Source organism: Rhodococcus sp. WWJCD1, assembly GCF_002258735.1.
Taxonomy (GTDB): Bacteria; Actinomycetota; Actinomycetes; order Mycobacteriales; family Mycobacteriaceae; genus Rhodococcoides.
The window spans coordinates 361,989-383,820 of the sequence record NZ_NOXY01000028.1 but is presented as its reverse complement, the minus strand read 5'-3'; the positions used below and the strand labels follow the sequence as shown (position 1 = coordinate 383,820).

At 64.5% G+C, this 21,832-nt stretch carries 20 protein-coding genes; 9 read left to right on the top strand and 11 right to left on the bottom strand.

Going from position 1 to position 21,832, the window contains the following annotated elements; all coding sequences use genetic code 11:
* Window positions 1-206: 206 nt before the first annotated feature.
* Genes pgl through tkt form a run of 5 tightly spaced genes read right to left on the bottom strand, consistent with a single transcriptional unit; the run spans window position 207 to window position 6,641 of the window.
* Window positions 207-953, bottom strand: coding sequence for a 6-phosphogluconolactonase (gene pgl / locus CH286_RS22255; RefSeq protein WP_032403371.1), 747 nt, complete (start codon window positions 951-953; stop codon window positions 207-209).
* Window positions 946-1,854: a glucose-6-phosphate dehydrogenase assembly protein OpcA gene (gene opcA / locus CH286_RS22250; protein ID WP_329955186.1), complete on the bottom strand. Its 909-nt coding sequence runs from the start codon at window positions 1,852-1,854 to the stop codon at window positions 946-948. The genes pgl and opcA overlap by 8 nt, the downstream gene beginning before the upstream one ends.
* The gene (gene zwf / locus CH286_RS22245; RefSeq protein WP_032377827.1) at window positions 1,851-3,407 is read right to left on the bottom strand and encodes a glucose-6-phosphate dehydrogenase; all 1,557 of its coding nucleotides are present in this window, start codon (window positions 3,405-3,407) and stop codon (window positions 1,851-1,853) included. Before zwf ends, opcA begins: the two co-directional genes overlap by 4 nt.
* A gap of 6 nt (window positions 3,408-3,413) precedes the next feature.
* A complete protein-coding gene (gene tal, locus CH286_RS22240) occupies window positions 3,414-4,538 on the bottom strand; it encodes a transaldolase (RefSeq protein ID WP_032403373.1) in 1,125 nt (374 codons plus the stop codon).
* A gap of 3 nt (window positions 4,539-4,541) precedes the next feature.
* On the bottom strand, window positions 4,542-6,641 hold the full coding sequence (tkt, locus tag CH286_RS22235; RefSeq protein ID WP_032377829.1) for a transketolase: 2,100 nt from the start codon (window positions 6,639-6,641) through the stop codon (window positions 4,542-4,544).
* Between the two features lie 418 nt (window positions 6,642-7,059).
* Here tkt and CH286_RS22230 point away from each other — a divergent pair, with 418 nt between their 5' ends.
* Complete coding sequence (locus CH286_RS22230) at window positions 7,060-8,067, top strand: heme o synthase (protein ID WP_032378471.1); 1,008 nt, start codon at window positions 7,060-7,062, stop codon at window positions 8,065-8,067.
* 23 nt (window positions 8,068-8,090) lie between these two features.
* Here the strand turns inward: CH286_RS22230 and CH286_RS22225 are convergent, their stop codons facing one another.
* Window positions 8,091-9,056, bottom strand: coding sequence for a quinone oxidoreductase family protein (locus CH286_RS22225; RefSeq protein ID WP_037150503.1), 966 nt, complete (start codon window positions 9,054-9,056; stop codon window positions 8,091-8,093).
* 136 nt (window positions 9,057-9,192) lie between these two features.
* Here CH286_RS22225 and CH286_RS22220 point away from each other — a divergent pair, with 136 nt between their 5' ends.
* Window positions 9,193-9,564, top strand: coding sequence for a hypothetical protein (locus CH286_RS22220; protein ID WP_032377830.1), 372 nt, complete (start codon window positions 9,193-9,195; stop codon window positions 9,562-9,564).
* 138 nt (window positions 9,565-9,702) lie between these two features.
* Here CH286_RS22220 and CH286_RS22215 read toward each other — a convergent pair whose 3' ends face one another.
* The 4 genes from CH286_RS22215 to mptB are packed head-to-tail and all read right to left on the bottom strand — an operon-like array spanning window position 9,703 to window position 14,153.
* Window positions 9,703-10,689, bottom strand: coding sequence for a COX15/CtaA family protein (locus CH286_RS22215; protein ID WP_094610388.1), 987 nt, complete (start codon window positions 10,687-10,689; stop codon window positions 9,703-9,705).
* Window positions 10,690-10,744: 55 nt separating this feature from the next.
* A complete protein-coding gene (locus CH286_RS22210) occupies window positions 10,745-11,539 on the bottom strand; it encodes an ABC transporter permease (protein WP_371828267.1) in 795 nt (264 codons plus the stop codon).
* A gap of 2 nt (window positions 11,540-11,541) precedes the next feature.
* Window positions 11,542-12,486, bottom strand: a complete 945-nt coding sequence (locus CH286_RS22205; RefSeq protein WP_037150497.1) for an ABC transporter ATP-binding protein — start codon at window positions 12,484-12,486, stop codon at window positions 11,542-11,544.
* Window positions 12,483-14,153 (bottom strand): polyprenol phosphomannose-dependent alpha 1,6 mannosyltransferase MptB, encoded by a 1,671-nt coding sequence (mptB, locus tag CH286_RS22200; RefSeq protein WP_441347136.1) that lies wholly within the window; start codon window positions 14,151-14,153, stop codon window positions 12,483-12,485. The genes CH286_RS22205 and mptB overlap by 4 nt, the downstream gene beginning before the upstream one ends.
* A 346-nt stretch (window positions 14,154-14,499) precedes the next feature.
* Here mptB and CH286_RS22195 point away from each other — a divergent pair, with 346 nt between their 5' ends.
* From CH286_RS22195 to CH286_RS22165, 7 genes are read left to right on the top strand one after another with little or no spacing between them, the layout of a single operon-like run.
* On the top strand, window positions 14,500-15,204 hold the full coding sequence (locus tag CH286_RS22195) for a helix-turn-helix transcriptional regulator (RefSeq protein ID WP_371828268.1): 705 nt from the start codon (window positions 14,500-14,502) through the stop codon (window positions 15,202-15,204).
* Window positions 15,201-16,646 (top strand): Fe-S cluster assembly protein SufB, encoded by a 1,446-nt coding sequence (sufB, locus tag CH286_RS22190; RefSeq protein WP_032398021.1) that lies wholly within the window; start codon window positions 15,201-15,203, stop codon window positions 16,644-16,646. Before CH286_RS22195 ends, sufB begins: the two co-directional genes overlap by 4 nt.
* Window positions 16,647-16,670: 24 nt before the next feature.
* Window positions 16,671-17,861, top strand: a complete 1,191-nt coding sequence (gene sufD / locus CH286_RS22185) for a Fe-S cluster assembly protein SufD (protein WP_094610433.1) — start codon at window positions 16,671-16,673, stop codon at window positions 17,859-17,861.
* Window positions 17,862-17,900: 39 nt separating this feature from the next.
* Entirely contained in the window at window positions 17,901-18,677 is a 777-nt protein-coding gene (gene sufC, locus CH286_RS22180) for a Fe-S cluster assembly ATPase SufC (protein ID WP_032403380.1), read from the top strand.
* A gap of 2 nt (window positions 18,678-18,679) precedes the next feature.
* Window positions 18,680-19,972: a cysteine desulfurase gene (locus CH286_RS22175; protein ID WP_255182740.1), complete on the top strand. Its 1,293-nt coding sequence runs from the start codon at window positions 18,680-18,682 to the stop codon at window positions 19,970-19,972.
* The gene (gene sufU, locus CH286_RS22170; protein ID WP_094610386.1) at window positions 19,973-20,470 is read left to right on the top strand and encodes a Fe-S cluster assembly sulfur transfer protein SufU; all 498 of its coding nucleotides are present in this window, start codon (window positions 19,973-19,975) and stop codon (window positions 20,468-20,470) included.
* Window positions 20,467-20,844, top strand: coding sequence for a metal-sulfur cluster assembly factor (locus CH286_RS22165; protein WP_032403382.1), 378 nt, complete (start codon window positions 20,467-20,469; stop codon window positions 20,842-20,844). The genes sufU and CH286_RS22165 overlap by 4 nt, the downstream gene beginning before the upstream one ends.
* Before the next feature lie 21 nt (window positions 20,845-20,865).
* On the opposite strand, the gene ku is transcribed toward CH286_RS22165, so the two are convergent.
* Window positions 20,866-21,810: a non-homologous end joining protein Ku gene (gene ku, locus CH286_RS22160; protein WP_032377841.1), complete on the bottom strand. Its 945-nt coding sequence runs from the start codon at window positions 21,808-21,810 to the stop codon at window positions 20,866-20,868.
* Window positions 21,811-21,832: the final 22 nt, after the last annotated feature.

Genomic DNA, 21,832 nt, shown 5'->3' with positions numbered 1-21,832 from the left:
GCATCGATCACCATCCCGGCGACAGGAAGCGGTGGCACACACGACGGTGCGTGCCACCGCTTCACCATGCCGTCGTTGACAGGCCGACCTCCATATGAGGCGGATCGGTCACCCGGAACCAGGACGAGCCTGGGACGCCGGCTACTACGACGGCGAGCGGATGGGACGGGACCCCGACGTTGCCGAGACCGACTAGTCGGGTGGGATCAGACAGCGTCCAGCTTGGAGGCTGCGCCGGAGTCGAGGAACCACACGGTTGCCTCGGTACCCAGTGCGCCGGCCGACGGGACCTCATCCGAATCGGCCCCACCTACCGCTGCTGCGACAGCGTCGGCCTTGTTCGCTCCCGATACGAGCAGCCACACGTGCTGTGCGCGGCGAACCGCGGGCAGCGTGAGCGTGATGCGAACCGGTGGAGGCTTGGGGGAGTCCTCGACCGCAACGACATAGCGATGCTCTTCACGCACGGCATCCGTATGGGGGAACAGCGAGTTGATATGACCCTCGCCTCCCATACCCAACAGGTGGATGTCGAATGCAGGTGTCGGCTCTCCCTCGGAGCGAGAATGCAGGATCTGCGCATACGTCGCTGCGGCCACCTCGGGATCGCTTCCGTGTGGCCCGTCGGACGCAGCCATTCGAAAGACACGATCAGGATGAACGTCGACGTGGTCGAGCAGTGCCTCGGCGGCCTGCACCTCGTTGCGCTCTGGGTCACCCGAGGGCAGGAAGCGCTCGTCGCCGAAGAAGATGTCGACCTTGCCCCAATCGATGGATCCGGAATCGTGGCGCAGCGCCTCCAGTAATGCGATACCCGTGCCACCGCCGGTGAGCACCACCGAAGCCGAGCCTCGCTCGGCCTGCGCGGCGGTGACGACCTCGACGAAACGAGATCGCGCGGCATCGACCAAAGCCTGCGCGTCCAGGTACTGAAGGACCGATGTCTTACTCATAGCTCACTTTCGACAGTCCGTGCAGGGCAAGCTCGTAGATCTCGTCGGTGTCGAGTCGGCGCAGTTCCTCGGCCAGGCACTCTCGCGTGTTGCGCCGTGCCAGTGCGACTTCGGCGTCGGGCTGCCCGGTGCGCCGTAACGTTGCGGTCTTCCCGGTCTGCGGACGCGTCAGCGAGATACTGCTGCTCTCTCTGATCAGCTCCACTTTCAGCTCACCCGCGCGGCGATACACCGGCACGTCGAGTTTCGCGGCAAGCCAACCGGCCAAGATGTCGAGTGCCGGCTCCTCTGCCAGTCCCGACACCGTTGCCGAGACGACGGCCTCGAACGGAGCCTGGTCCAGGGCCGTGGCCAACAGGCCGCGCCAGTACGTGATGCGACTCCAGGAGAGATCGGTGTCGCCCTCGGTGTAGCTGCTCAGCCGTCCCTTTATCGCAGCTGTGGTGTCGGGCGAATTCGTGGCATCGGTGATCCGTCGAATTGCCAAGCGTCCCAACGGATCCTTTGCTGGAACGGCGGGTGCTTCGTCCGGCCACCACGCCACGATCGGAGTGTCGGGCAGCAGGAATGGGATGACCACACTGTGCTCGTGATCGGCGAGTTCGCCGTTGAGACGCAGCACCACGACCTCCGACGCACCGGCGTCACCCCCGACGCGGATCTGTGCGTCGAGACTCGACTCGGCCGATCGGTCGCCGTGGATGAGCACGATCACGCGGCACGGATGCTCGCGGCTCGCTTCGTTCGCTGCGTCGATCGCCCGTTCGGCCTTGACCGGATCGCGACTGGCGACGATCAAGGTCAACACGCGGCCGATGGTCACCGCGCCGCCTGCCTCGCGAACCTCCACCAACTTCTTGCCGACCTCGGCCGTCGTCGTGGCGGGGATGTCGACAATCACGGCATTCTCCATTCGCGTCCGGTGCGCTGCATCATCTCGTCACCCGAGGAGGGACCCCAGGTGCCGGCCTCGTACGGTTCCGCCGTACCGCCCGAGGCCCAGAAGTCGAGAATCGGATCGAGAATCTTCCACGACAGTTCGACCTCGGCGTTGACGGGGAAGAGCGACGGCTCCCCGAGCAACACGTCGAGAATGAGACGCTCGTACGCTTCCGGCGAGGATTCCGTGAATGCCTGGCCGTAACTGAAGTCCATGCTGACGTCGCGCACCTGCATGCCCGATCCGGGAACCTTGGAGCCGAACCGCATGGTCACACCCTCGTCCGGCTGAACTCGAATGACCAGCGCATTCTGGCCGAGCTCCTCGGTCATCGTGGCGTCGAAGGGGAGGTGTGGTGCGCGCTTGAACACCATCGCGATCTCGGTGACTCGACGCCCGAGTGCCTTGCCGGTGCGGAGATAGAACGGCACTCCACCCCATCGTCGAGTGTCGACCTCGAGGGTGATGGCCGCGTAGGTTTCGGTGTTGGACTCGGAGTCGAAACCCTCTTCCTCCTTGAGCCCCTTCACCTTCTGGCTGCCCTGCCACCCCGCGGAGTACTGACCGCGGGCGGACGTCCGATCGAGCGGCTCGGCGAGTTTCGTAGCCGAGAGCACCTTGATCTTCTCGGACTGCAGCTCCTTGGGGTTGAAGCTCACCGGCTCCTCCATCGCCGTGATGGCGAGTAGCTGGAGAAGGTGATTCTGGATGACGTCGCGGGCCGCACCGATGCCGTCGTAATACCCTGCGCGACCGCCCAATCCGATGTCCTCGGCCATCGTGATCTGAACGTGGTCGACGTAGTGCGCATTCCAGATCGGATCGAACAACTGGTTCGCGAAGCGCAGTGCCAGAATGTTCTGCACTGTCTCCTTGCCCAGGTAGTGATCGATGCGGAACACGGTGTCCTCGGGAAACACTCGATTCACGATCGCATTGAGTTCTTTCGCACTCTGCAGGTCGTGGCCGAACGGCTTCTCGATGACCACCCGTCGCCAATTCCCGTCCTGGCTCTGAGCCAGGCCGGAACGCGACAGTTGTTCGAGCACAACGGGAAACGCGCTGGGCGGGATGGACAGGTAGAAGGCGTGGTTGCCCCCGGTGCCGCGGGTTTCGTCCAGCTCGGTCAGAGTTCGTGAGAGCTCGTCGAAGGCGTCGTCGTCGTCGAACGAACCTTGAACGAATCGGAACCCCTCGGCGAGGGTGTTCCATACCTCTTCGCTGAACGGAGTTCGCGCGTGATCACGAACGGAATCGTGCACGATCTGTGCGAAATCCTGGTTCTGCCATTCCCGCCGGGCGAACCCGACCAAGGCGAAACCGGGGGGTAGTAGCCCCCGGTTCGCCAGGTCGTACACCGCAGGCATGAGCTTCTTACGAGCGAGATCGCCGGTCACCCCGAAGATGACCATGCTGCACGGGCCCGCAATGCGGGGGAGCCGCTTGTCTCGCGCGTCGCGGAGTGGGTTGAGCCAGTCCGCTGAATGGAGAGGTTCGGTTTCTGCGGTGGGCACAGTCGGTCAGCTCTTCTGACCCGCTTGGCGCAGCTGCTCTCCGGTGGCCTCGAGCAATTCGTTCCAGGCCGACTCGAACTTCTGCACGCCTTCGTTCTCCAACGTCAGGAAGACATCGGTGATGTCGATCCCAAGAGCCGAGATGCGATCGAAGATCTCCTGCGATTCCGGTCCCTTACCCGAGACGGTGTCGCCGACGATTTCGCCGTGATCGGCAACCGCGTCCATCGTCTTCTCCGGCATGGTGTTCACGGTGTTGGGAGATACCAACTCGGTGACGTACATCGTGTCGGGGTAGGCGTCGGACTTGACGCCCGTCGAGGCCCACAGCGGCCGTTGCGGACGCGCGCCGCTACCGACGAGCTCGCGGAACCGAGGAGCGACCTCGAAGACCTGCTGGTACGCCACGTAGGCGAGACGAGCGTTGGCCAGAGCGGCTTTGCCCTTGAGCTCTTCGGCGTCCGGCGTACCGATCGCGTCGAGCCTGGAATCGATCTCGCTGTCGACACGGGAGACGAAGAACGACGCCACCGAGTGGATCTTGTCGAGGTCGTGACCGGCAGCGCGCGCGGCCTCCAGACCTTCGAGGTAGGCGTTCATCACCAGCTCGTACCGCTCGACGGAGAAGATAAGCGTCACGTTGACGCTGATACCTTCACCGACCACCTTGGCGATGGCAGGGATGCCTTCCTCGGTCGCCGGAATCTTGATCAGCAGATTGGGTCGGTCGACGATCTTCCAGAGTTCGACGGCCTGCTCGTACGTCTTGTCCGCGTCGTGGGCCATACGGGGATCGACCTCGATGGATACGCGTCCGTCGACGCCTGCACTGGCCTCGTACTGGGGCATCAGGATGTCGCACGCCTCACGGACATCGTCCGTGGTGACGGTGCGGATCGTGGTCTCGACGTCGGCACCTTCGCCGGCCAGCTTGGTGACCTGCTCGTCGTAGGCGTCGCCCTTGCTCAGGGCGGCCTGGAAGATCGACGGGTTGGTCGTGACGCCCACGACGCTCTTGGTGTCGATGAGGTCCTTCAGGTTGCCCGAACGGATGCGGTCACGAGAGAGGTCGTCCAGCCATACCGAGATGCCTGCTGCGGAGAGCTCTGCGAGATTCTTGTTCTGGGTCATGGATTATCCCTTCACGTTGGTGATGGAGCGCTGAGCGGCTGCGGTGACGGCCTCGGCGGTGAAGCCGAACTCACGGAAAAGTGTTGCAGCATCGGCAGATTCGCCGTAGTGCTCGAGTGAGATGATTTCGCCGAAACCGCCGACGATCTTCCACCACGGCATGGCGATGCCTGCTTCGATCGACACGCGCGCCTTGACGGTCGGGGGGATGACCTGGTCGCGGTAGTTCTGATCCTGGCTCTCGAACCACTCGACACACGGCATCGAGACGACACGGGCAGCAATGCCCTGGGCCTCGAGCTGCTTCTGCGCTTCCACTGCATACTGCAGCTCCGACCCGGTACCGATCAACACGACGTCCGGTGTCGCCTTGGAGGACTCGACGAGGATGTATCCACCCTTCGAGACGCCCTCGAAGCTGGTGCCGTCGAGGATCGGGATGCCCTGACGCGTCAGGGCGAGACCGACGGGTCCACTGCTGCTGGACTTGGCCAGCACTGCCTGCCACGCGAAGGCGGTTTCGTTGGCGTCACCCGGACGCACGACCGACAGGTTGGGGATCGCCCGCAGTGCGGCGAGGTGCTCGACCGGCTGGTGCGTCGGGCCGTCCTCGCCGAGGCCGATGGAATCGTGGGTCCACACGTAGATGGGATCGATGTCCATCAGGGATGCGAGCCGAACGGCAGGCCGCATGTAGTCGCTGAACTGCATGAACGTTCCGCCGTAGGCACGGGTCGGTCCGTGCATGACGATGCCCGACAGGATGGCACCCATCGCGTGCTCACGAATGCCGAAGTGCAGCGTGCGGCCGTAGGGCTCGGCGTCCCAGTCGTCGGTGGAGATAGACGTGGGGCCGAAGGACTTGGCACCCTTGATGGTGGTGTTGTTGCTGCCTGCGAGGTCGGCGGAGCCACCCCACAGTTCGGGAAGAACAGGTCCGACGGCATTGAGGACCTCGCCCGACGCCGCACGTGTCGCGACGGCCTTGCTGCCGGGCTCCCAGGTGGGGAGAACATCGGTCCAGTTCTCGGGCAACGTGCCCTGGGTCAGGCGATCCAGCAGCTTCTTGCGCTCGGGCTCGCGTGCAGCCCAGGCGTCGAACTGGGTGGTCCACTCGGTGTGGGCCGCGCGGCCACGTTCCTGCAGCTTGCGGGTGTGCCCGATCACCTCGTCGGTGACCTCGAAGGTCTTGGCGGGGTCGAAGTCGAGTGCCTGCTTGACCTTGGCGATCTCTTCGTCGCCGAGTGCAGCTCCGTGGACGGCGCCGGTATTCATCATGGTGGGGGCCGGGAAGCCGATGATGGTGCGCAGCACGATGATCGACGGCTTGTCGGTGACGGCCTTGGCCGCTTCGATGGCCTCTTCGATCGCGGTGACGTTCTCGCCGCCCTCGACCACCTGCACGTGCCAGCCGTAGGCCTCGTAACGGGCAGCCGTGTTCTCGGAGAGAGCGATATCGGTCGAGTGCTCGATCGAGATCTTGTTGTCGTCGTAGAACAGGATCAGGTTGCCGAGCTGCTGAGTGCCCGCGAGGGACGAAGCCTCGGACGTGACGCCTTCTTCGATGTCGCCGTCGGAGGCGATCACGTAGATGAAGTGATCGAACGGGCTCTCACCGAGAGCGGGCTCGGGATCGAACAGTCCGCGCTCGCGGCGTGCCGCCATTGCCATGCCGACGGCGGAGGCGAGTCCCTGACCGAGCGGGCCGGTGGTGATCTCGACGCCGTCGGTGTGACGGAACTCCGGATGTCCGGGAGTCTTCGACTTGTAGGTACGCAGCGCCTCGATATCGGCGAGCTCGAGACCGAAGCCGCCCAAGTACAGCTGCAGGTAGAGCGTCAGGCTCGAGTGTCCACACGAGAGGACGAACCGGTCGCGCCCGATCCAGTGCGTATCGGTGGGATCGTGGCGCATGGTGCGCTGAAAGAGGGTGTAGGCGAGGGGAGCCAGGCTCATCGCGGTTCCGGGGTGGCCGTTGCCGACCTTCTGCACTGCGTCCGCTGCCAGAACACGAACGGTGTCGACCGCTCGGGTGTCCAGGTCCGTCCAGTCGCTCGGGTGGTGCGCCGTGGTGAGGACGTCAATATCGTCTGTGATCGACACGAGCAGAAATCTCCTGACATTCGTTCGAGTTGTGGCTCTGTGGAATTCGTCGCTCGGCCGCGACTGCCGTGCGCCTGCGTTGAGCGCGCACATGGTCGGTGCCGAAGGACGTCCTCCACCAGCCTAGTTCTGTCCGACCCTACTGTCGTGCCTTCCCCCGGCCGATTGCACGCGGGTTACTCGCAGACGACATATTTCCCCACTTTGGGTGCCCTGCGAATTGGAGGTGCAAACCCTGCCGTCTACCATCGTCTGTAGTAGGTGCACGTGCGTCGGATTCGGAGCCAGGTTTTCCGGATCGTGGCGACCTGACGTGCGCGCTGGCGTCCATGGTCGTCGTGCAGAGTGAACCCGTGTGCCGGTGGCGCGCGAGCAAGTGGCCCAGCGCCAGAGAATGACAGTCGTGCAAGGAGACGCAGTGCGAATTGGGCAGCAGCCGGGCGGACACGGATTCGCCGGCGGCCCCGGATTCGGAGCCGACGATCAGGGTGAGTCCGCGCAGGCCGCACCGGTGACGTCCGCCCCGCGTCGAGCGTTCGCTCTCCTCCTCGCGTACGTCGCGCTGACGAAGCCTCGCGTCATCGAACTCCTTCTGGTGACAACCATCCCCGCGATGCTGTTGGCCGACCGCGGTCACGTCGATCCATGGCTGATCCTCACCACGCTCTTCGGTGGCATGCTGGCCGCGGCCAGTGCGAACACCCTGAACATGGTGGTCGACGCCGACATCGACAAGGTCATGAAGCGCACCGAGAAGCGCCCGCTCGCCCGCGGTGCCATGCCGGTGTCGCACGCTCTCGTCTTCGGGCTCGTGCTCGGTGTGTTCTCGTTCTTCTGGTTGTGGGCCACCACGAACCTGCTCAGCGGCGTGCTCGCGGTCGTGACGATCTGTTTCTACATCTTCGTCTACACCCTGATCCTCAAGCGGCGCACCTCACAGAACGTGGTGTGGGGCGGCGCGGCCGGATGCATGCCGGTGATGATCGGCTGGTCCGCTGTGACAGGAACGATCGGCTGGCAGGCGCTGGTGATGTTCCTGGTCATCTTCCTGTGGACACCACCGCACACCTGGGCGCTGATGTTGCGCTACAAAGAGGACTATCAGGCCGCGAACGTGCCGATGCTGCCGGCAGTCGCCTCGGAAACCAAGGTCACCAAGCACATCGTGCTCTACGCATGGGCGACCGTGGCTGCCACGCTGGCCCTGGCACCGGGCTCGGGCGTCATCTATGCCGTCGTCGCCGTGGCTTCCGGAGCATGGTTCCTCGTCGTCGCTCATCGCCTGTACGCGGGAGTTCGAGCCGGAACTCCGGTCAAACCGCTGAAGTTGTTCATCCTTTCCAACGAGTACCTGGCCCTGGTGTTCTGTGGCCTTGCCGTGGACTCTGTGCTCGGCTGGCACACGCTCGCCCAGATCTTCTCCTGAGCGAGCGTCCGCCGAGAGTCGGATCAGGGAACCAGAACGATGGATCCGGTCGTCTTGCGTGACTCGAGATCGATATGGGCCTGCGCCGCGTCCTCGAGTGCATAGCGCGCACCTACCTGGATCGTGAGCGTTCCATTCGCCATCGCTGCGAACACGTCACCGGCCCGCCACTCCAGTTCGGCTCGGTCCCGTATGTGATGCGCGAGCGTGGGCCTGGTGAGGAACAGCGAACCCGCACCGTTGAGACGCTGCGGATCCAGGGGTGGCACCGGCCCGCTGGCGGCACCGAACAGGGCAAGCGTGCCCCTGATCCGAAGCGACGCCAAACTGGCCTCGAACGTGTCCGCACCGACGCCGTCGTACACCGCGTGCACGCCTTCGCCGTCGGTGATGTCGCGAACGCGTGCGGCGATGTCGTCGTCGTACCGGAGCACGTGCGCTGCGCCGGTCCGTTTCGAGAGTTCGGCCTTCGCGTCCGTCGATACAGTCGTGATCACGTTCACGCCTTTGGCCACCGCCAGCTGCGTCAGGATCAATCCGACGCCACCCGCCCCAGCGTGGACGAGCACGGTGTCACCCCGCTGAGCGGGGTAAGTGGACTCGATCAGATAGTGCGCCGTCATGCCCTGCAGCAGCGCCGACGCGGCCTGATCCGCCGGAACGCCGTCGGGAACCGAGATGGCCGACGAGGCGTCGACCAGCACGTACTCGGCATAGCTACCGGGTGCTGCGGCCCAGGCGACGCGATCTCCGGGAGCGAAGTCGGTGACGTCCGAGCCGATCTGGTCGATCACCCCTGACCCTTCGTCGCCGGGAACGTACGGCAACGCACGCGGGTACATGCCGCGGCGGAAGTAGGTGTCGATGTAGTTGATTCCGATTGCATCGGTCCGGACCAGAATTTGACCAGCTCCCGGTGTGGGCACCGGGAGATCGACGACAGTCAAGACCTCGGGCCCACCGGTGTTGTCTATTCGAATCGCTCGCATGAACACCGTTCTACACGGGCGATCAGCGCCACGGCACGCGGATGCGCGTGGTGAGCGCGATCGGCCGAAGTTACCGATCAGTAACGAGTGGGTGGGTCGATGTGGGGACGGTGGACAACCTCGGTATCGTGTCCGCATGGCTACCGAAATCGACAGTGCGGGAATCGAGAAGAACACGTCGAACGACGTCCCCAAGGGAACTCTGGCGGCAGTGAAGAGTTTTCTCGCCGATCACGGAAACTCCGCTCAGGTCGTGATCCAGCCGATCGGCCGGGCCGGAACACGGCTCACCATGGTCGGTGCCGACGGCGTGCTCGGTGACCAGGTTGTTGCCACCCACGCCATTGCCCGAGCGGTCGTCGACGAGTTCGACGAACTGACCGAGGCCGAATGGGACCGTGAGCTGGTCAGCTCCGTCAACCCGGCTCCGGGCCATTACGAGAAGATGGCCGGCTGGGTGGCGCGTCAGAAGAAATTTCCCAAGGCGCGCAACCAGGCGATCGTCTGAGCAAAAGTCGCTCCGAAATTTGTTCGATCGGGCGGGAACCATCTCGGAACCCGGTGCGTCGAAGTCAGTGGAGGGGCAGTCGGCCATCTGAGGGGGAGGTCGGCTGCCCCTCCACCCTGTTCGAAGCCGCACCACTCGTCACGACCGTACTGCGACGTCCTCGACAGTCTCGATCTCGTCCGTCACGACCGGGCCACGGGTGCGGCAGGCAGCCCAGACGGCCGCGGTCGCAGCGGTGCACGCGCCCGCTCCCGCGACGTGAAAGGCGACGAGCACAGCCGGAACGCCGGTGAAGTACTGCACCAGTCCGATCAGAGACTGCGCCAGCACCAGCGCGATCAGAACGTGCAGGCGACGCTTGACCGCACTCGGCGCTCGTACCGCGTACAGCGCGAATCCCAGCCCGACCAACAGGGCCAGGTAGCCGACCAAGAACTGGGAATGAGCGTGAACGAGCGTCACGATCTCGATGCCGAGACGTGGCACCGGCTCTTCGATGCTCTTGTCGCCGGCGTGGGGACCGGCCCCGGTCACCATTGTGCCCGCGACCAGCACACCGGTCAGGGCCACTCCGGACAGTCCGACGAGGGCGCGCAGCGCAGCCGGGACACTGGGGGTCGATTCGGATGCTGCGTCGCTCTCGCCCACCTTGGCGTACAGCAGCGTGGCCAACCAGACCATGGCCATCGAGACGACGAGGTGAACTGCGACCGTCCACCACAGCAGTCCCGTCAACACGGTGAATCCACCGATCACGGCCTGGACGACGGTGCCCAGCGGCATCAGCCATGCAAAGAACAGCACCTCGCGACGACGCCGTGCACGTGTGACCGCAACGACGATGGCGGCGGCCGCGAGCACCACCACGAATGTGAGGAGTCGATTCCCGAACTCCACGGCCTGATGCAGCACGGGGACCTCGGATACACCGACCGGAGTGAAGCTGCCGGGAAAGCACTGCGGCCAGGTGGGGCACCCGAGGCCTGAACCGGTCACTCGCACGACTGCACCGGTGACGGCGATGCCGCCCTGGGTCACTATCGCGATGAACGCCAGAATTCGCTGCACACGAAGCGACGGCAGAGGAAGGAGATCGACGACGCGCAAGAACGCTCTGTACAGCACACCACGATGGTAAACGCCGATCAACTACACAGCGTCGTTGGGTGGTGAGGCTGCGTCAGGTGAACTTGAACGTGCGGACCGCCAGAGTGCCGCACACCGCTGCCCACACCAGCAGCACGACCACGCCGAACACGTCGAAGGACGACGAGACGCCTCGGCTCAGTGCCTCACCGAGCGCTCCGGACGGAACGATGCGAGCAACGTTCTGCACGCCCTGGGGAATTTGATCGTCGACGAATACCACGCTGCCGATGCCGAGCATCACGAACCAGGCGATGTTCGCCAGCGCCAACACGATCTCCGCCCGCAGCGTGCCGCCGAGCAGCAATCCCATGGACGCGAACGTGACGGTGCCCAGAGCGATGATCACGGCACCGAGCAACAGGCCCGTGGCGGTCGGGCGCCAACCGAGGCCGACGCCGATGGAGCCGAGCAGAATCGACTGCAGGATCACGACGATCACCACGGCGGCGGATTTGCCGCCGATGATTCCCCAGCGCGGAAGCGGTGTTGCACCGAGCCGTTTCAGCGCGCCGTAGCGGCGGTCGAAACCGACCGCGATGGCTTGGCCGGTGAACGCCGTCGACATGATGGCCACCATCATCACGGCAGGCACCACCTGGGCAACTCGGTCGTCGCCCAGTGCGCCGAACGGTAGCAGCGTGAGACCGATCAGCAACGTGATCGGGATGAACATCGTAAGCAGCAACTGTTCGCCGTTGCGTAGCAGCAACTTCAGTTCGAGGCGGGTCTGCGCGAACAGCATTCGCGATGCCGAGGCCGGTTGTGGACGAGGCGCGAACAGACCTGTCTCGAATCGGTTGTCGGCGAGCCGGGCTTCTCTGCGCACCGTCACTTCCTCAATTCTCTACCGGTCAGTTCGAGGAACACGTCCTCGAGACGGCGCTGATCGACCTGCAACTCGGTGGCCAGGACGTCCTGCTGGGCGCACCAGGACGTGACGATCACCAGTATCTGCGGCTCGATCACACCCGACACCACGTAGGACCCGGGCGTCGGTTCCGACGGTACGTACCCCGGGGGGAGAGACGCGTCGAGCATCGAGAGTTCGAGACCAGGGGGAGCGGTGAAGCGCAGTTGGCCCTCGGCACCCTGTTTGGTCAGTTCCGACGGCGAACCCGACGCCACGACGCGACCGTTGTCGATGATCGTCAGCCGATCCGCCAGCTGCTCGGCCTCGTCCATGAGATGCGTCGTGAGCAGCACGCCCACACCGTCGCGCCGCAATGCGTCGATCAGCTCCCACACCAGCAGCCGGGCCTGCGCGTCGAGACCAGCAGTCGGTTCGTCGAGAAACACCAGTTCGGGACGCCCGACGATGGCGCAGGCCAGCGCGAGTCGCTGCTGCTGTCCGCCGGAGAGGCGCCGATACGGGGTGCGAACAGCCGAGGTCAGACCGAGGCAGTCGAGCAGCCACGCCGGGTCGTGCGGATCGGCCGAGTACGACGCAACGAGCTCGAGCATCTCACCGGCTTTGGAACCGGGATACGCGCCGCCGCCCTGGAGCATGACGCCGATACGCGGCCTCAGCTGCGCCGACTCTGCGATGGGGTCGAGCCCCAGGACGCGGACCGAGCCACTGTCGGGGACGACGAAGCCTTCGCACATTTCGACGGTGGTGGTCTTGCCCGCACCGTTCGGGCCGAGGAGCGCCAGGACCTCGCCGGGGCCGATATCGAGGCTGAGGCCGTCGACAGCGGTGACGCCGTCGTACGACTTGCGCACGTCGCTCAGCTGTACGACAGGTTGCGCCGCTTTCGACGTCCCGGAGATCACGAGGACTCAGCGTATTCGTCGGCCCCGCGGTCGCGTGCCGGTGGTCCGGTGCGTGTGGGCCACGGCATACGGTTTCGGGTCAGCAGATACAACACTGCGATGGTCAGGATCGTCATCACCGCGGCCTGCACGATCTGAAACGGCAAGTACTCACTGCCGTTCGGCATCAGGATGACGCTGACCAGAGACGAGAAGGCGATCGCAGGTCGCCGGAACGACGGCGTGGTGGCCCAGGCGGCCAGCGGAATCACCGCCCACAACAGATACCAGGGTTGTACCACCGGAAACAGCAGTACGACCGCGCCCAGAGCCACGCCGAGTGCGCCGACCGGATGCAGTCGACCCCGCAGAACCGCGACCAGCATGCGGACGACGATGACGGCGGCGACGACGGCCGCGATAGGACGAGTGAGACCCAACACGGCGGTGGTGTGGTCGCCGAGGCCGAGCAGCACTCCCACGAATCCGGTGCCCAGGCCGAGAATCGTGGGTATGGACATCCAGCTGCGTACGACGCCTGCTGTCCCGAGAGTGTTGATCCAACCGAATCCGAGTCCGCTACCCAGGCTGACGGCGACTTGGACGGCGACGACGATCGTGCCGAGAAGGACTGCCACGTACACCACGGATCGGAGGGTCCCGCCCCACCGCCTCGACAGCGCCATTCCCACGAAGCCGAGCGCGATCAGAGAAGGGATCTTGATCGTCGACGACAGCGCAATCAGCGCCGCTCCGCCGACGAGGAAGGCGACGTCGGTCCTCCGCATAGCTCCTGAGTGTTCGACGGCCCGAAGCGCGAGCTCGGTGCCCGCGAGCATGAGGCCGATCATCAGGGCCTCGTTGTGAATTCCGGCAACCAGGTGGAACAGCAGCAGCGGATTGGCGGCACCGAGCCAGAGCGCACTCACCGAGGCCACCCCGCAGCGCCGGGCCAGACGCGGCAGAGCCCAGACGATCAGCGCGACGCCCGCCAGCGCGAGCAGGCGATGCAGAAAGATGCCGGCGACGATGTTCTCACCGGTCAGGTAGGTGATTCCGCGGCCCATCCACAGAAACAGCGGACCGTAGGGCGCCGGAGTTTCGCGCCAGATGTTCGGAACGGTGCGGGTCAGCACGTTGTCCGCACCGAGTGCAGTCTGGGGGCCGACTTCGTAGGGGTCGAGCCCGCGCGCGGTGATCTCGCTCTGCGCAAGATACGAATAGACGTCACGCGAGAACATCGGTGGCGCAACACACAGCGGCAGAATCCACAGCAGCAGCGTGCGGTCCATCTGCGATCTGGTGAGTCGCCGCGGAATGGTGCCGGATCGCGTCCGACCGAGGGCGAACCTGCCCAACAGCAACCAGGCGATCACCACGATGACGGTGCCGGTCATCGTGACCGTCAGGGCAGAGGTGGCCATGCGGGACGGCAGGCTGAGGAATCGAACGCCGAAGACGGGATTCTGCAGCACCGGCTGCGCGCCTGCGCCGAGGGCACCGATCGCCATCAACAGCGCGCCGGCGGCGCCGAAACGGCGGATGTTCCTGAGCTGAACCGTCTCCGCCGGGTTCAGCCCGGGCGCCTCCTGCTCGTCTCCGTGCAGGGTGGCGACCACGCCCCCCGGCGGAGTGGGTTCGAGTCCGACGACTCGGCGTGCGGGGGCCGCCACGTATCGATGGAGAATCTGTCCGAGCGCCCATCTCGAGTCGTCGGTACCGGTTTGCCGACGTGCTCTGCCCGTGAATCGTGAGCGTTCGGCACTCTGCTCACTGTCGGTCGATGACACAGTGGGAGCGTAGCTGTGCTCATGCCCGACGCCCGCACCGTCCTCCCGGCCGAGATGGAACGAGGATCGAGGCCGGCATAGGGCACCCTTGGTGGACCAGGCAAAACAATTCCGTCACACTGGTGTTGTGAAAACAACCGAAAGCACGTTCGCGCGTCCGGGGAGTGTCGATTCCTCGACCGCCGGCGCAGGCGCGCCGTCGGTTCGACAGGCCTCGCTCCCCGAGGGACAGACCAGGGGTGCGGTGGTCACTCTACTGCTGGAAGAGGGCCCCATCACGGCCTCCGACATCGGCACGCGGCTGGGATTGAGTGCGGCAGGGGTCCGACGTCATCTCGATGCGCTCATCGATGCCGGCGAGGCTCGCATCACCACCCCGGCAGGGGCGCGGCAGCGTGGCCGTGGTCGACCGGCCAAGTATTTTCAGCTCACGGCCGCCGGACGTAACCGCCTCGGTCACACCTACGACGATCTCGCCGGTGCCGCAATGCGGCAGCTCCGCAAGATCGGCGGGGACGCGGCCATCGAGACGTTCGCCCGGCAACGCGTGAACACCATCGTGGCCGATGTCGAACCGGCATCGGGGTCCGATGCGCACTCCGTGGAGGATGCGGCAGAGCGAATCGCCGATGCGTTCAGCGCGGCCGGGTTCTCTGCCACCACGCGCCAGGTGGGTAACGGCGTGCAGATCTGCCAGCACCACTGCCCGGTATCGCACGTCGCCTCGGAGTTTCCGGAGTTGTGCGAAGCGGAACAGTCCGCGTTCGCAGAGATTCTCGGCACACACGTGCAGCGTTTGGCGACCATCGCCAACGGCAACTGCGCCTGCACGACGCACGTACCGCTGTCACCGACGCGGTACTCGAACACCGATAGTTCCGACAAGAAGACTCCCGACGCGCAGCCCCGTGTCGGAGAACGCCCAAGCCTCCGGAAGGAGCCCGCATGACCGTCACACCAGACCAGGTGACACCCACCGCGCCGCTGACCCAGGACGAGACCATCGCCTCGCTCGGCACATACGGATACGGCTGGGCCGACTCGGACGTAGCCGGTGAAAGCGCCAAGCGCGGTCTCTCCGAGGCCGTCGTCCGCGACATCTCGCAGAAGAAGAGCGAGCCCGAGTGGATGCTCGAGGCGCGCCTCAAGGCGCTCAAGACGTTCGAGCGCAAGCCGATGCCGAACTGGGGTTCCGACCTCGACGGCATCGACTTCGACAACATCAAGTACTTCGTGCGGTCCAGCGAGAAGCAGGCTGCAACGTGGGAAGACCTGCCCGAGGACATCAAGAACACGTACGACAAGCTCGGCATCCCCGAGGCGGAGAAGCAGCGCCTCGTCTCCGGTGTCGCCGCCCAGTACGAGTCCGAGGTCGTCTACCACTCGATCCGTGAGGACCTCGAGGCTCAGGGAGTGTTGTTCCTCGACACCGACACCGCCCTCAAGGAGCAGCCGGAGCTGTTCCGCGAGTACTTCGGCACCGTCATCCCCGCAGGCGACAACAAGTTCTCCGCACTGAACACCGCGGTGTGGTCCGGTGGGTCGTTCATCTACATCCCGCCGGGCGTCCACGTGGACATCCCACTGCAGGCCTACTTCCGGATCAACACCGAGAACATGGGTCAGTTCGAGCGGACGCTGATCATCGTCGACGAGGGTGCATACGTGCACTACGTCGAGGGCTGCACCGCCCCGATCTACAAGTCGGATTCGCTGCACTCCGCCGTGGTCGAGATCATCGTCAAGAAGGGTGGCCGTTGCCGTTACACGACCATTCAGAACTGGTCGAACAACGTCTACAACCTGGTCACCAAGCGCGCCAAGGCAGAAGCAGGCGCGACGATGGAGTGGGTCGATGGCAACATCGGCTCCAAGGTCACCATGAAGTACCCCGCTGTGTGGATGACCGGCGAATACGCCAAGGGCGAGGTTCTCTCGGTCGCGTTCGCCGGCCCGGACCAGCACCAGGACACCGGCTCGAAGATGCTGCACCTCGCTCCGCACACGTCGTCGAACATCGTCAGCAAGTCCGTCGCCCGTGGTGGTGGCCGGACGTCGTACCGCGGTCTGATCCAGATCAACAAGGGTGCGCACGGTTCGCGCTCGACGGTCAAGTGCGACGCGTTGCTCGTCGACACGATCAGCCGCTCGGACACGTACCCGTACGTCGACATCCGTGAGGACGACGTGTCGATGGGTCACGAGGCCACGGTCTCGAAGGTCAGCGACGATCAGCTGTTCTACCTGATGAGCCGCGGCATGACCGAGGACGAGGCGATGGCGATGGTCGTCCGCGGATTCGTCGAGCCGATCGCTCGCGAACTGCCGATGGAATACGCGCTCGAGCTCAACCGGCTCATCGAGTTGCAGATGGAAGGGTCGGTCGGATAAGTGAACAACCCCCTCACCGGAGTCATGGGTGCCGTGGCATCCGAGAACCCCGATTCCGCCAAGGAAGACAAGTCGAAGCTCGTCGCGAACAAGGGCGCTCAGTTCACGTCGTACGACGTGAACGCGTTCGAGGTGCCGTCGGGCCGTGACGAGCTGTGGCGCTTCACGCCGCTGCGTCGTCTTCGCGGACTGCACGACGGTTCCGCCGTCGCCGACGGGGCCGCTCAGGTCACCGTCGGGGCACCGGACTCGGTGGTCGTGGAAACCGTCGGACGCGATGACGAGCGCCTCGGCAAGGCCGGAGTACCGGCCGATCGCATTGCAGCTCAGGCATTCTCGGCCTTCTCCGAGGCCACGGTCGTCACCGTGCCGAACGAGGTGGAGGTGGCCGATCCCATCGAGATCACCATCGACGGCCCCGGCGCGGAACACGTTGCGTACGGGCACGTGCAGATTGCGCTGGGCACGTTCGCTCGTGCGACCGTCGTGATCGATCAGCGCGGGAGCGGAACGTACGCCGAGAACATCGAGTTCGTTCTGGGCGACAGCTCGCAACTGCACGTCGTGCTGATCCAGGATTGGCAGTCCGACGCCGTACACGTGGCTGCGCATCACGCGCTGCTCGGTCGCGATTCCGTGTTGCGGCACTACAACGTCAGTCTCGGCGGCGATCTGGTCCGCATCAGCCCGACAGTGCGGTACAGCGCGCCCGGCGGCGACGCGAACCTGCTCGGTGTGTACTTCGCCGACGCAGGCCAGCACCTCGAGCAGCGACTGCTCGTCGACCACTCGGCACCGCACTGCAAGTCCAATGTCATGTACAAGGGCGCGCTGCAGGGCGAAACCGGACCCGGCACCGTCGACGCGCACACCGTCTGGATCGGCGATGTTCTGATTCGTGCCGAGGCCGAGGGCACCGAGACGTACGAGCTGAACCGAAACCTGGTGCTCACCGACGGCGCTCGCGCCGACTCGGTGCCGAACCTGGAAATCGAAACCGGCGAGATCGTCGGAGCCGGGCACGCGAGTGCGACCGGTCGCTTCGACGACGAGCAGCTGTTCTACCTGCGTGCTCGCGGCATCTCGGAGGAGGTCGCTCGTCGACTCGTCGTCCGCGGTTTCTTCCACGAGATCATCGACAAGATTCCGGTCCCCGCCGTACGCGAGCGTCTCGACGCCGCCATCGAGACCGAACTCGCCGTCGCCGGCGCGTAGGTCCACCCGAACTCCTCTCGACTGCACAAAGGAACTTTGATGTCCACACTCGAAATCCGCGACCTGCACGTCAGCGTCGCCAACACCGACTCGTCCGCCGAGCCGATCAACATCCTCAAGGGTGTCGATCTGACCGTGAAGTCCGGCGAGACGCACGCGATCATGGGGCCCAACGGTTCCGGCAAGTCCACCTTGTCGTACGCCATTGCAGGCCATCCGAAATACACCGTCACCTCCGGCACGATCACCCTCGACGGTGAAGACGTCCTGGAGATGAGCGTCGACGAGCGCGCCCGCGCCGGCCTGTTCCTGGCTATGCAGTACCCGGTGGAGGTGCCGGGAGTCTCGATGTCGAACTTCCTGCGCACCGCCGCCACCGCAGTACGCGGCGAAGCTCCCAAGTTGCGGCACTGGGTCAAGGAAGCCAAGACCGCCATGAGCGAACTGGAGATCGAGGCCAACTTCCTCGAGCGCAACGTCAACGAAGGTTTCTCCGGTGGCGAGAAGAAGCGTCACGAGATCCTGCAGCTGGGACTGCTCAAGCCCAAGATTGCGATCCTGGACGAGACCGATTCCGGTCTCGACGTCGACGCGCTGCGCGTGGTGTCCGAGGGCGTCAACAAGTACAAGGAACGCGAGGACGGCGGAGTGCTGCTGATCACGCACTACACCCGCATCCTGCGCTACATCAAGCCCGATTTCGTGCACGTCTTCGTCAACGGTGAGATCGTGAAGTCCGGCGGTGCCGAGCTGGCAGACGAGCTCGAAGCCAACGGATACGCTGGCTACACCCAGGCCGCGACCACCGGAGCATGAGCGTGGCTGCGCCGGCAGCTGTAGCGGTGGCGGCATCGTTCGATGTCGCTGCCGTTCGCCGCGATTTCCCCATCCTTTCGCGCACCGTCCGTGACGGAAAGCCGTTGGTGTACCTGGATTCCGGTGCCACCTCGCAGCGGCCGGTGCAGGTACTCGACGCCGAACGCGAGTTCCTCACCACGTGCAATGCCGCTGTGCACCGCGGGGCGCATCAGCTGGCCGAGGAAGCCACCGACGCGTACGAGGGAGCCAGGGCGGCCATCGCCACGTTCGTCGGTGCAGACGTCGACGAGATCGTCTTCACCAAGAACGCGACCGAGTCGCTCAACCTCGTGACGTACGTCCTGGCCGATCAACGCTTCGATCGCCATCTCGGACCCGGGGACGAGATCGTCGTCACCGAACTCGAACATCACGCCAATCTCGTTCCGTGGCAAGAGCTTGCAGCCCGCACCGGCGCAACCCTGCGGTGGTACGGCGTGACCGACGACGGTCGCATCGACCTCGATTCGCTCGAGTTGTCCTCGGCCGTCAAGGTTCTCGCGTTCACGCATCAGTCCAACGTGACCGGTGCCGTTGCTCCCGTCGAAGAGTTGGTTCGTCGGGCCCGGGCTGTGGGCGCGCTCGTCGTTCTCGACGCGTGCCAGTCGGTGCCGCACATGAAGGTCGATTTCCACCATCTCGACGTCGACTACGCCGCGTTCTCGGGTCACAAGATGCTCGGTCCCTCGGGAGTCGGTGTGTTGTACGGCAAGGCTGCACTCCTGGAGGCGATGCCTCCCTTCATCACCGGCGGCTCGATGATCGAGACCGTCACCATGGAGAAGACGACGTTCGCCGCGCCTCCGCAACGATTCGAGGCCGGGGTGCCGATGACCTCGCAGGTCGTCGGACTGGGCGCAGCTGTGCGGTATCTGGAGAACATCGGTATCGACGTCATCGCCGCGCACGAGAAGGCTTTGGTCGCAGCAACTCTCGCCGAGTTCGCGAAGATCCACGGGGTGCGCGTGATCGGCCCGACAGAGAATGTCGACCGTGGTTCTGCGGTGTCGTTCGTCGTCGACGGTATCCACGCCCACGACCTCGGACAGATCCTGGACGACGAGGGTGTCGCCATTCGCGTCGGGCATCACTGCGCGTGGCCGCTGCATCGACGGTTCGGTGTGGCCGCGACAGCGCGCGCCTCGTTCGCTTTGTACAACACGGTCGAGGAAGTACAGGTTCTTGCACAGGCGATCCGCCGCGCGCAATCGTTCTTCGGAACCACCGACCAGGGCGGGGGAGGGGAACTCTAGATGCGGATGGAACAGATGTATCAGGAAGTGATCCTCGATCACTACAAGCACCCGCACGGTCGCGGACTGCGCGAGCCGTTCGGTGCAGAGGTACACCACGTCAACCCCACGTGTGGCGACGAGGTCACTCTGCGGGTTCACGTGGACAACGGCACCGTTGCGGACGTCTCGTACGACGGCCAGGGATGCTCGATCAGTCAGGCAGCGACGTCGGTTCTCACCGATCAGGTCGTCGGTCTGAGTGTGATCGATGCGCTGAAGACGGTCGACGCGTTCAGCGACATGGTCGGCAGCAGAGGTACCGTCGAGGGTGACGAGGACGTCATCGGCGATGGCATTGCGTTCGCCGGTGTGGCCAAGTATCCGGCTCGCGTGAAGTGCGCGTTGCTGGGTTGGATGGCTTTCAAGGATGCGGTTGTTCAAGTAGTGGACGCAGATTCGACAGCTACGACGGGCGAGACCGCCCAGTCGGCACTTTCCGGAGGACAACAATCATGACCGATGCAACAGAGACGACGCCGGCCGAAGCCACGCCGGTGGCATTGACCGCCGACGAGATCAAGGTGCTCGAAGACCTCGAAGAGGCCATGCGTGACGTCGTCGATCCCGAGCTCGGAATCAATGTCGTCGATCTGGGTCTGGTGTACGACATCAAGATCGACGCCGACGACATCGTCACGGTCGACATGACGTTGACCTCGGCGGCGTGCCCGCTGACCGATGTCATCGAGGATCAGGCCCGCGGCGCTCTCGTGCGCAGCGGACTGGCCGCGGACTTGAAGATCAACTGGGTGTGGATGCCGCCGTGGGGTCCGGACAAGATCACCGACGACGGCCGCGAGCAGCTCAGGGCACTCGGCTTCACCGTCTGACCCGACGACGGTTCCGCTCGGTCAGGCACCTTTCGCTTCGTCGGTTTTCGACTCCGCGGCTTTGGCGGGTGCAGACTTCTTCGCTGCAGTTTTCTTGGCCGGGGCCTTCTTCGCTGCCGCTTTCTTTGCGGGTGCCTTCTTGGCGGGAGTCGAGGTCGACGACGATCCCGACTTCGCATTCTTTCCGGCCGCCTCGACACTGCGCTGTAGCGCTGCAACCAGATCGACGACCTCGGCGTCCTCACCGTCGTCGTCTTTCTCAGCCTCGGTGTGGACGACCTTCTCGCCCCCGTTGGCGAGGGTCTCGTCGATCAGCTTGCGCAGCTCGATCTGGTAGTCGTCGGTGTACTCGGTGGGGTCGAACTCCGAGGACATGCTCTCCACCAGTGACGTGGCCATCTTCACCTCTTGCGGACGCGCCGACGGTGCATCCTCGAGTGACGGGAACTCGGCTGCTCTGACTTCATCCGGCCACAGCAGCGTCTGAATCACCAACACGTCGTCACGCACCCGCAGCGCGGCCAATCGGGTCTTCTGCCGCAGCGTGAAATGAACGAGCGCAGTGCGTTCGGTTTCTTCCAGCGTCTCTCGCAGCAGAACGTACGCCTTCGGTGACGCGGAGTCCGGCTCGAGGAAGTAGCTCTTGTCGTAGAGAATCGGATCGATCTGCTCGGTCGGTACGAATTCGAGAACCGGAATCTCGTGCTTCTCGGCCGCCGGAAGTTTGTCGAAGTCGTCGTCGGTGAGAATCACACGTTCGCCGTCGGGGGAGTCGTAGGCCTTGTCGATGTCGGCGAACTGTACCGACTTTCCGCATTCCTGACAGATGCGGTCGTACTTGATCCGACCGCCGTCCTTCGCGTGCACCTGATGGAACCGAATATCGTGCTGCTCGGTGGCCGAGTAGACCTTCACCGGAACATTGACCAGTCCGAAGGCGATCGAGCCCTTCCATATGCTGCGCATCTGTCCATGATCGCCGACCGAG

Coding starts and splice junctions, on each gene's coding strand:
- CH286_RS22220 (WP_032377830.1), top strand. CDS start 9,193: ATGGCTACCGAAATCGACAGTGCGGGAATCGAGAAGAACACGTCGAAC.
- sufD (WP_094610433.1), top strand. CDS start 16,671: ATGGGTGCCGTGGCATCCGAGAACCCCGATTCCGCCAAGGAAGACAAG.
- pgl (WP_032403371.1), bottom strand. CDS start 953: ATGAGTAAGACATCGGTCCTTCAGTACCTGGACGCGCAGGCTTTGGTC.
- sufB (WP_032398021.1), top strand. CDS start 15,201: ATGACCGTCACACCAGACCAGGTGACACCCACCGCGCCGCTGACCCAG.
- CH286_RS22225 (WP_037150503.1), bottom strand. CDS start 9,056: ATGCGAGCGATTCGAATAGACAACACCGGTGGGCCCGAGGTCTTGACT.
- sufC (WP_032403380.1), top strand. CDS start 17,901: ATGTCCACACTCGAAATCCGCGACCTGCACGTCAGCGTCGCCAACACC.
- ku (WP_032377841.1), bottom strand. CDS start 21,810: ATGCGCAGCATATGGAAGGGCTCGATCGCCTTCGGACTGGTCAATGTT.
- CH286_RS22165 (WP_032403382.1), top strand. CDS start 20,467: ATGACCGATGCAACAGAGACGACGCCGGCCGAAGCCACGCCGGTGGCA.
- tal (WP_032403373.1), bottom strand. CDS start 4,538: ATGACCCAGAACAAGAATCTCGCAGAGCTCTCCGCAGCAGGCATCTCG.
- sufU (WP_094610386.1), top strand. CDS start 19,973: ATGCGGATGGAACAGATGTATCAGGAAGTGATCCTCGATCACTACAAG.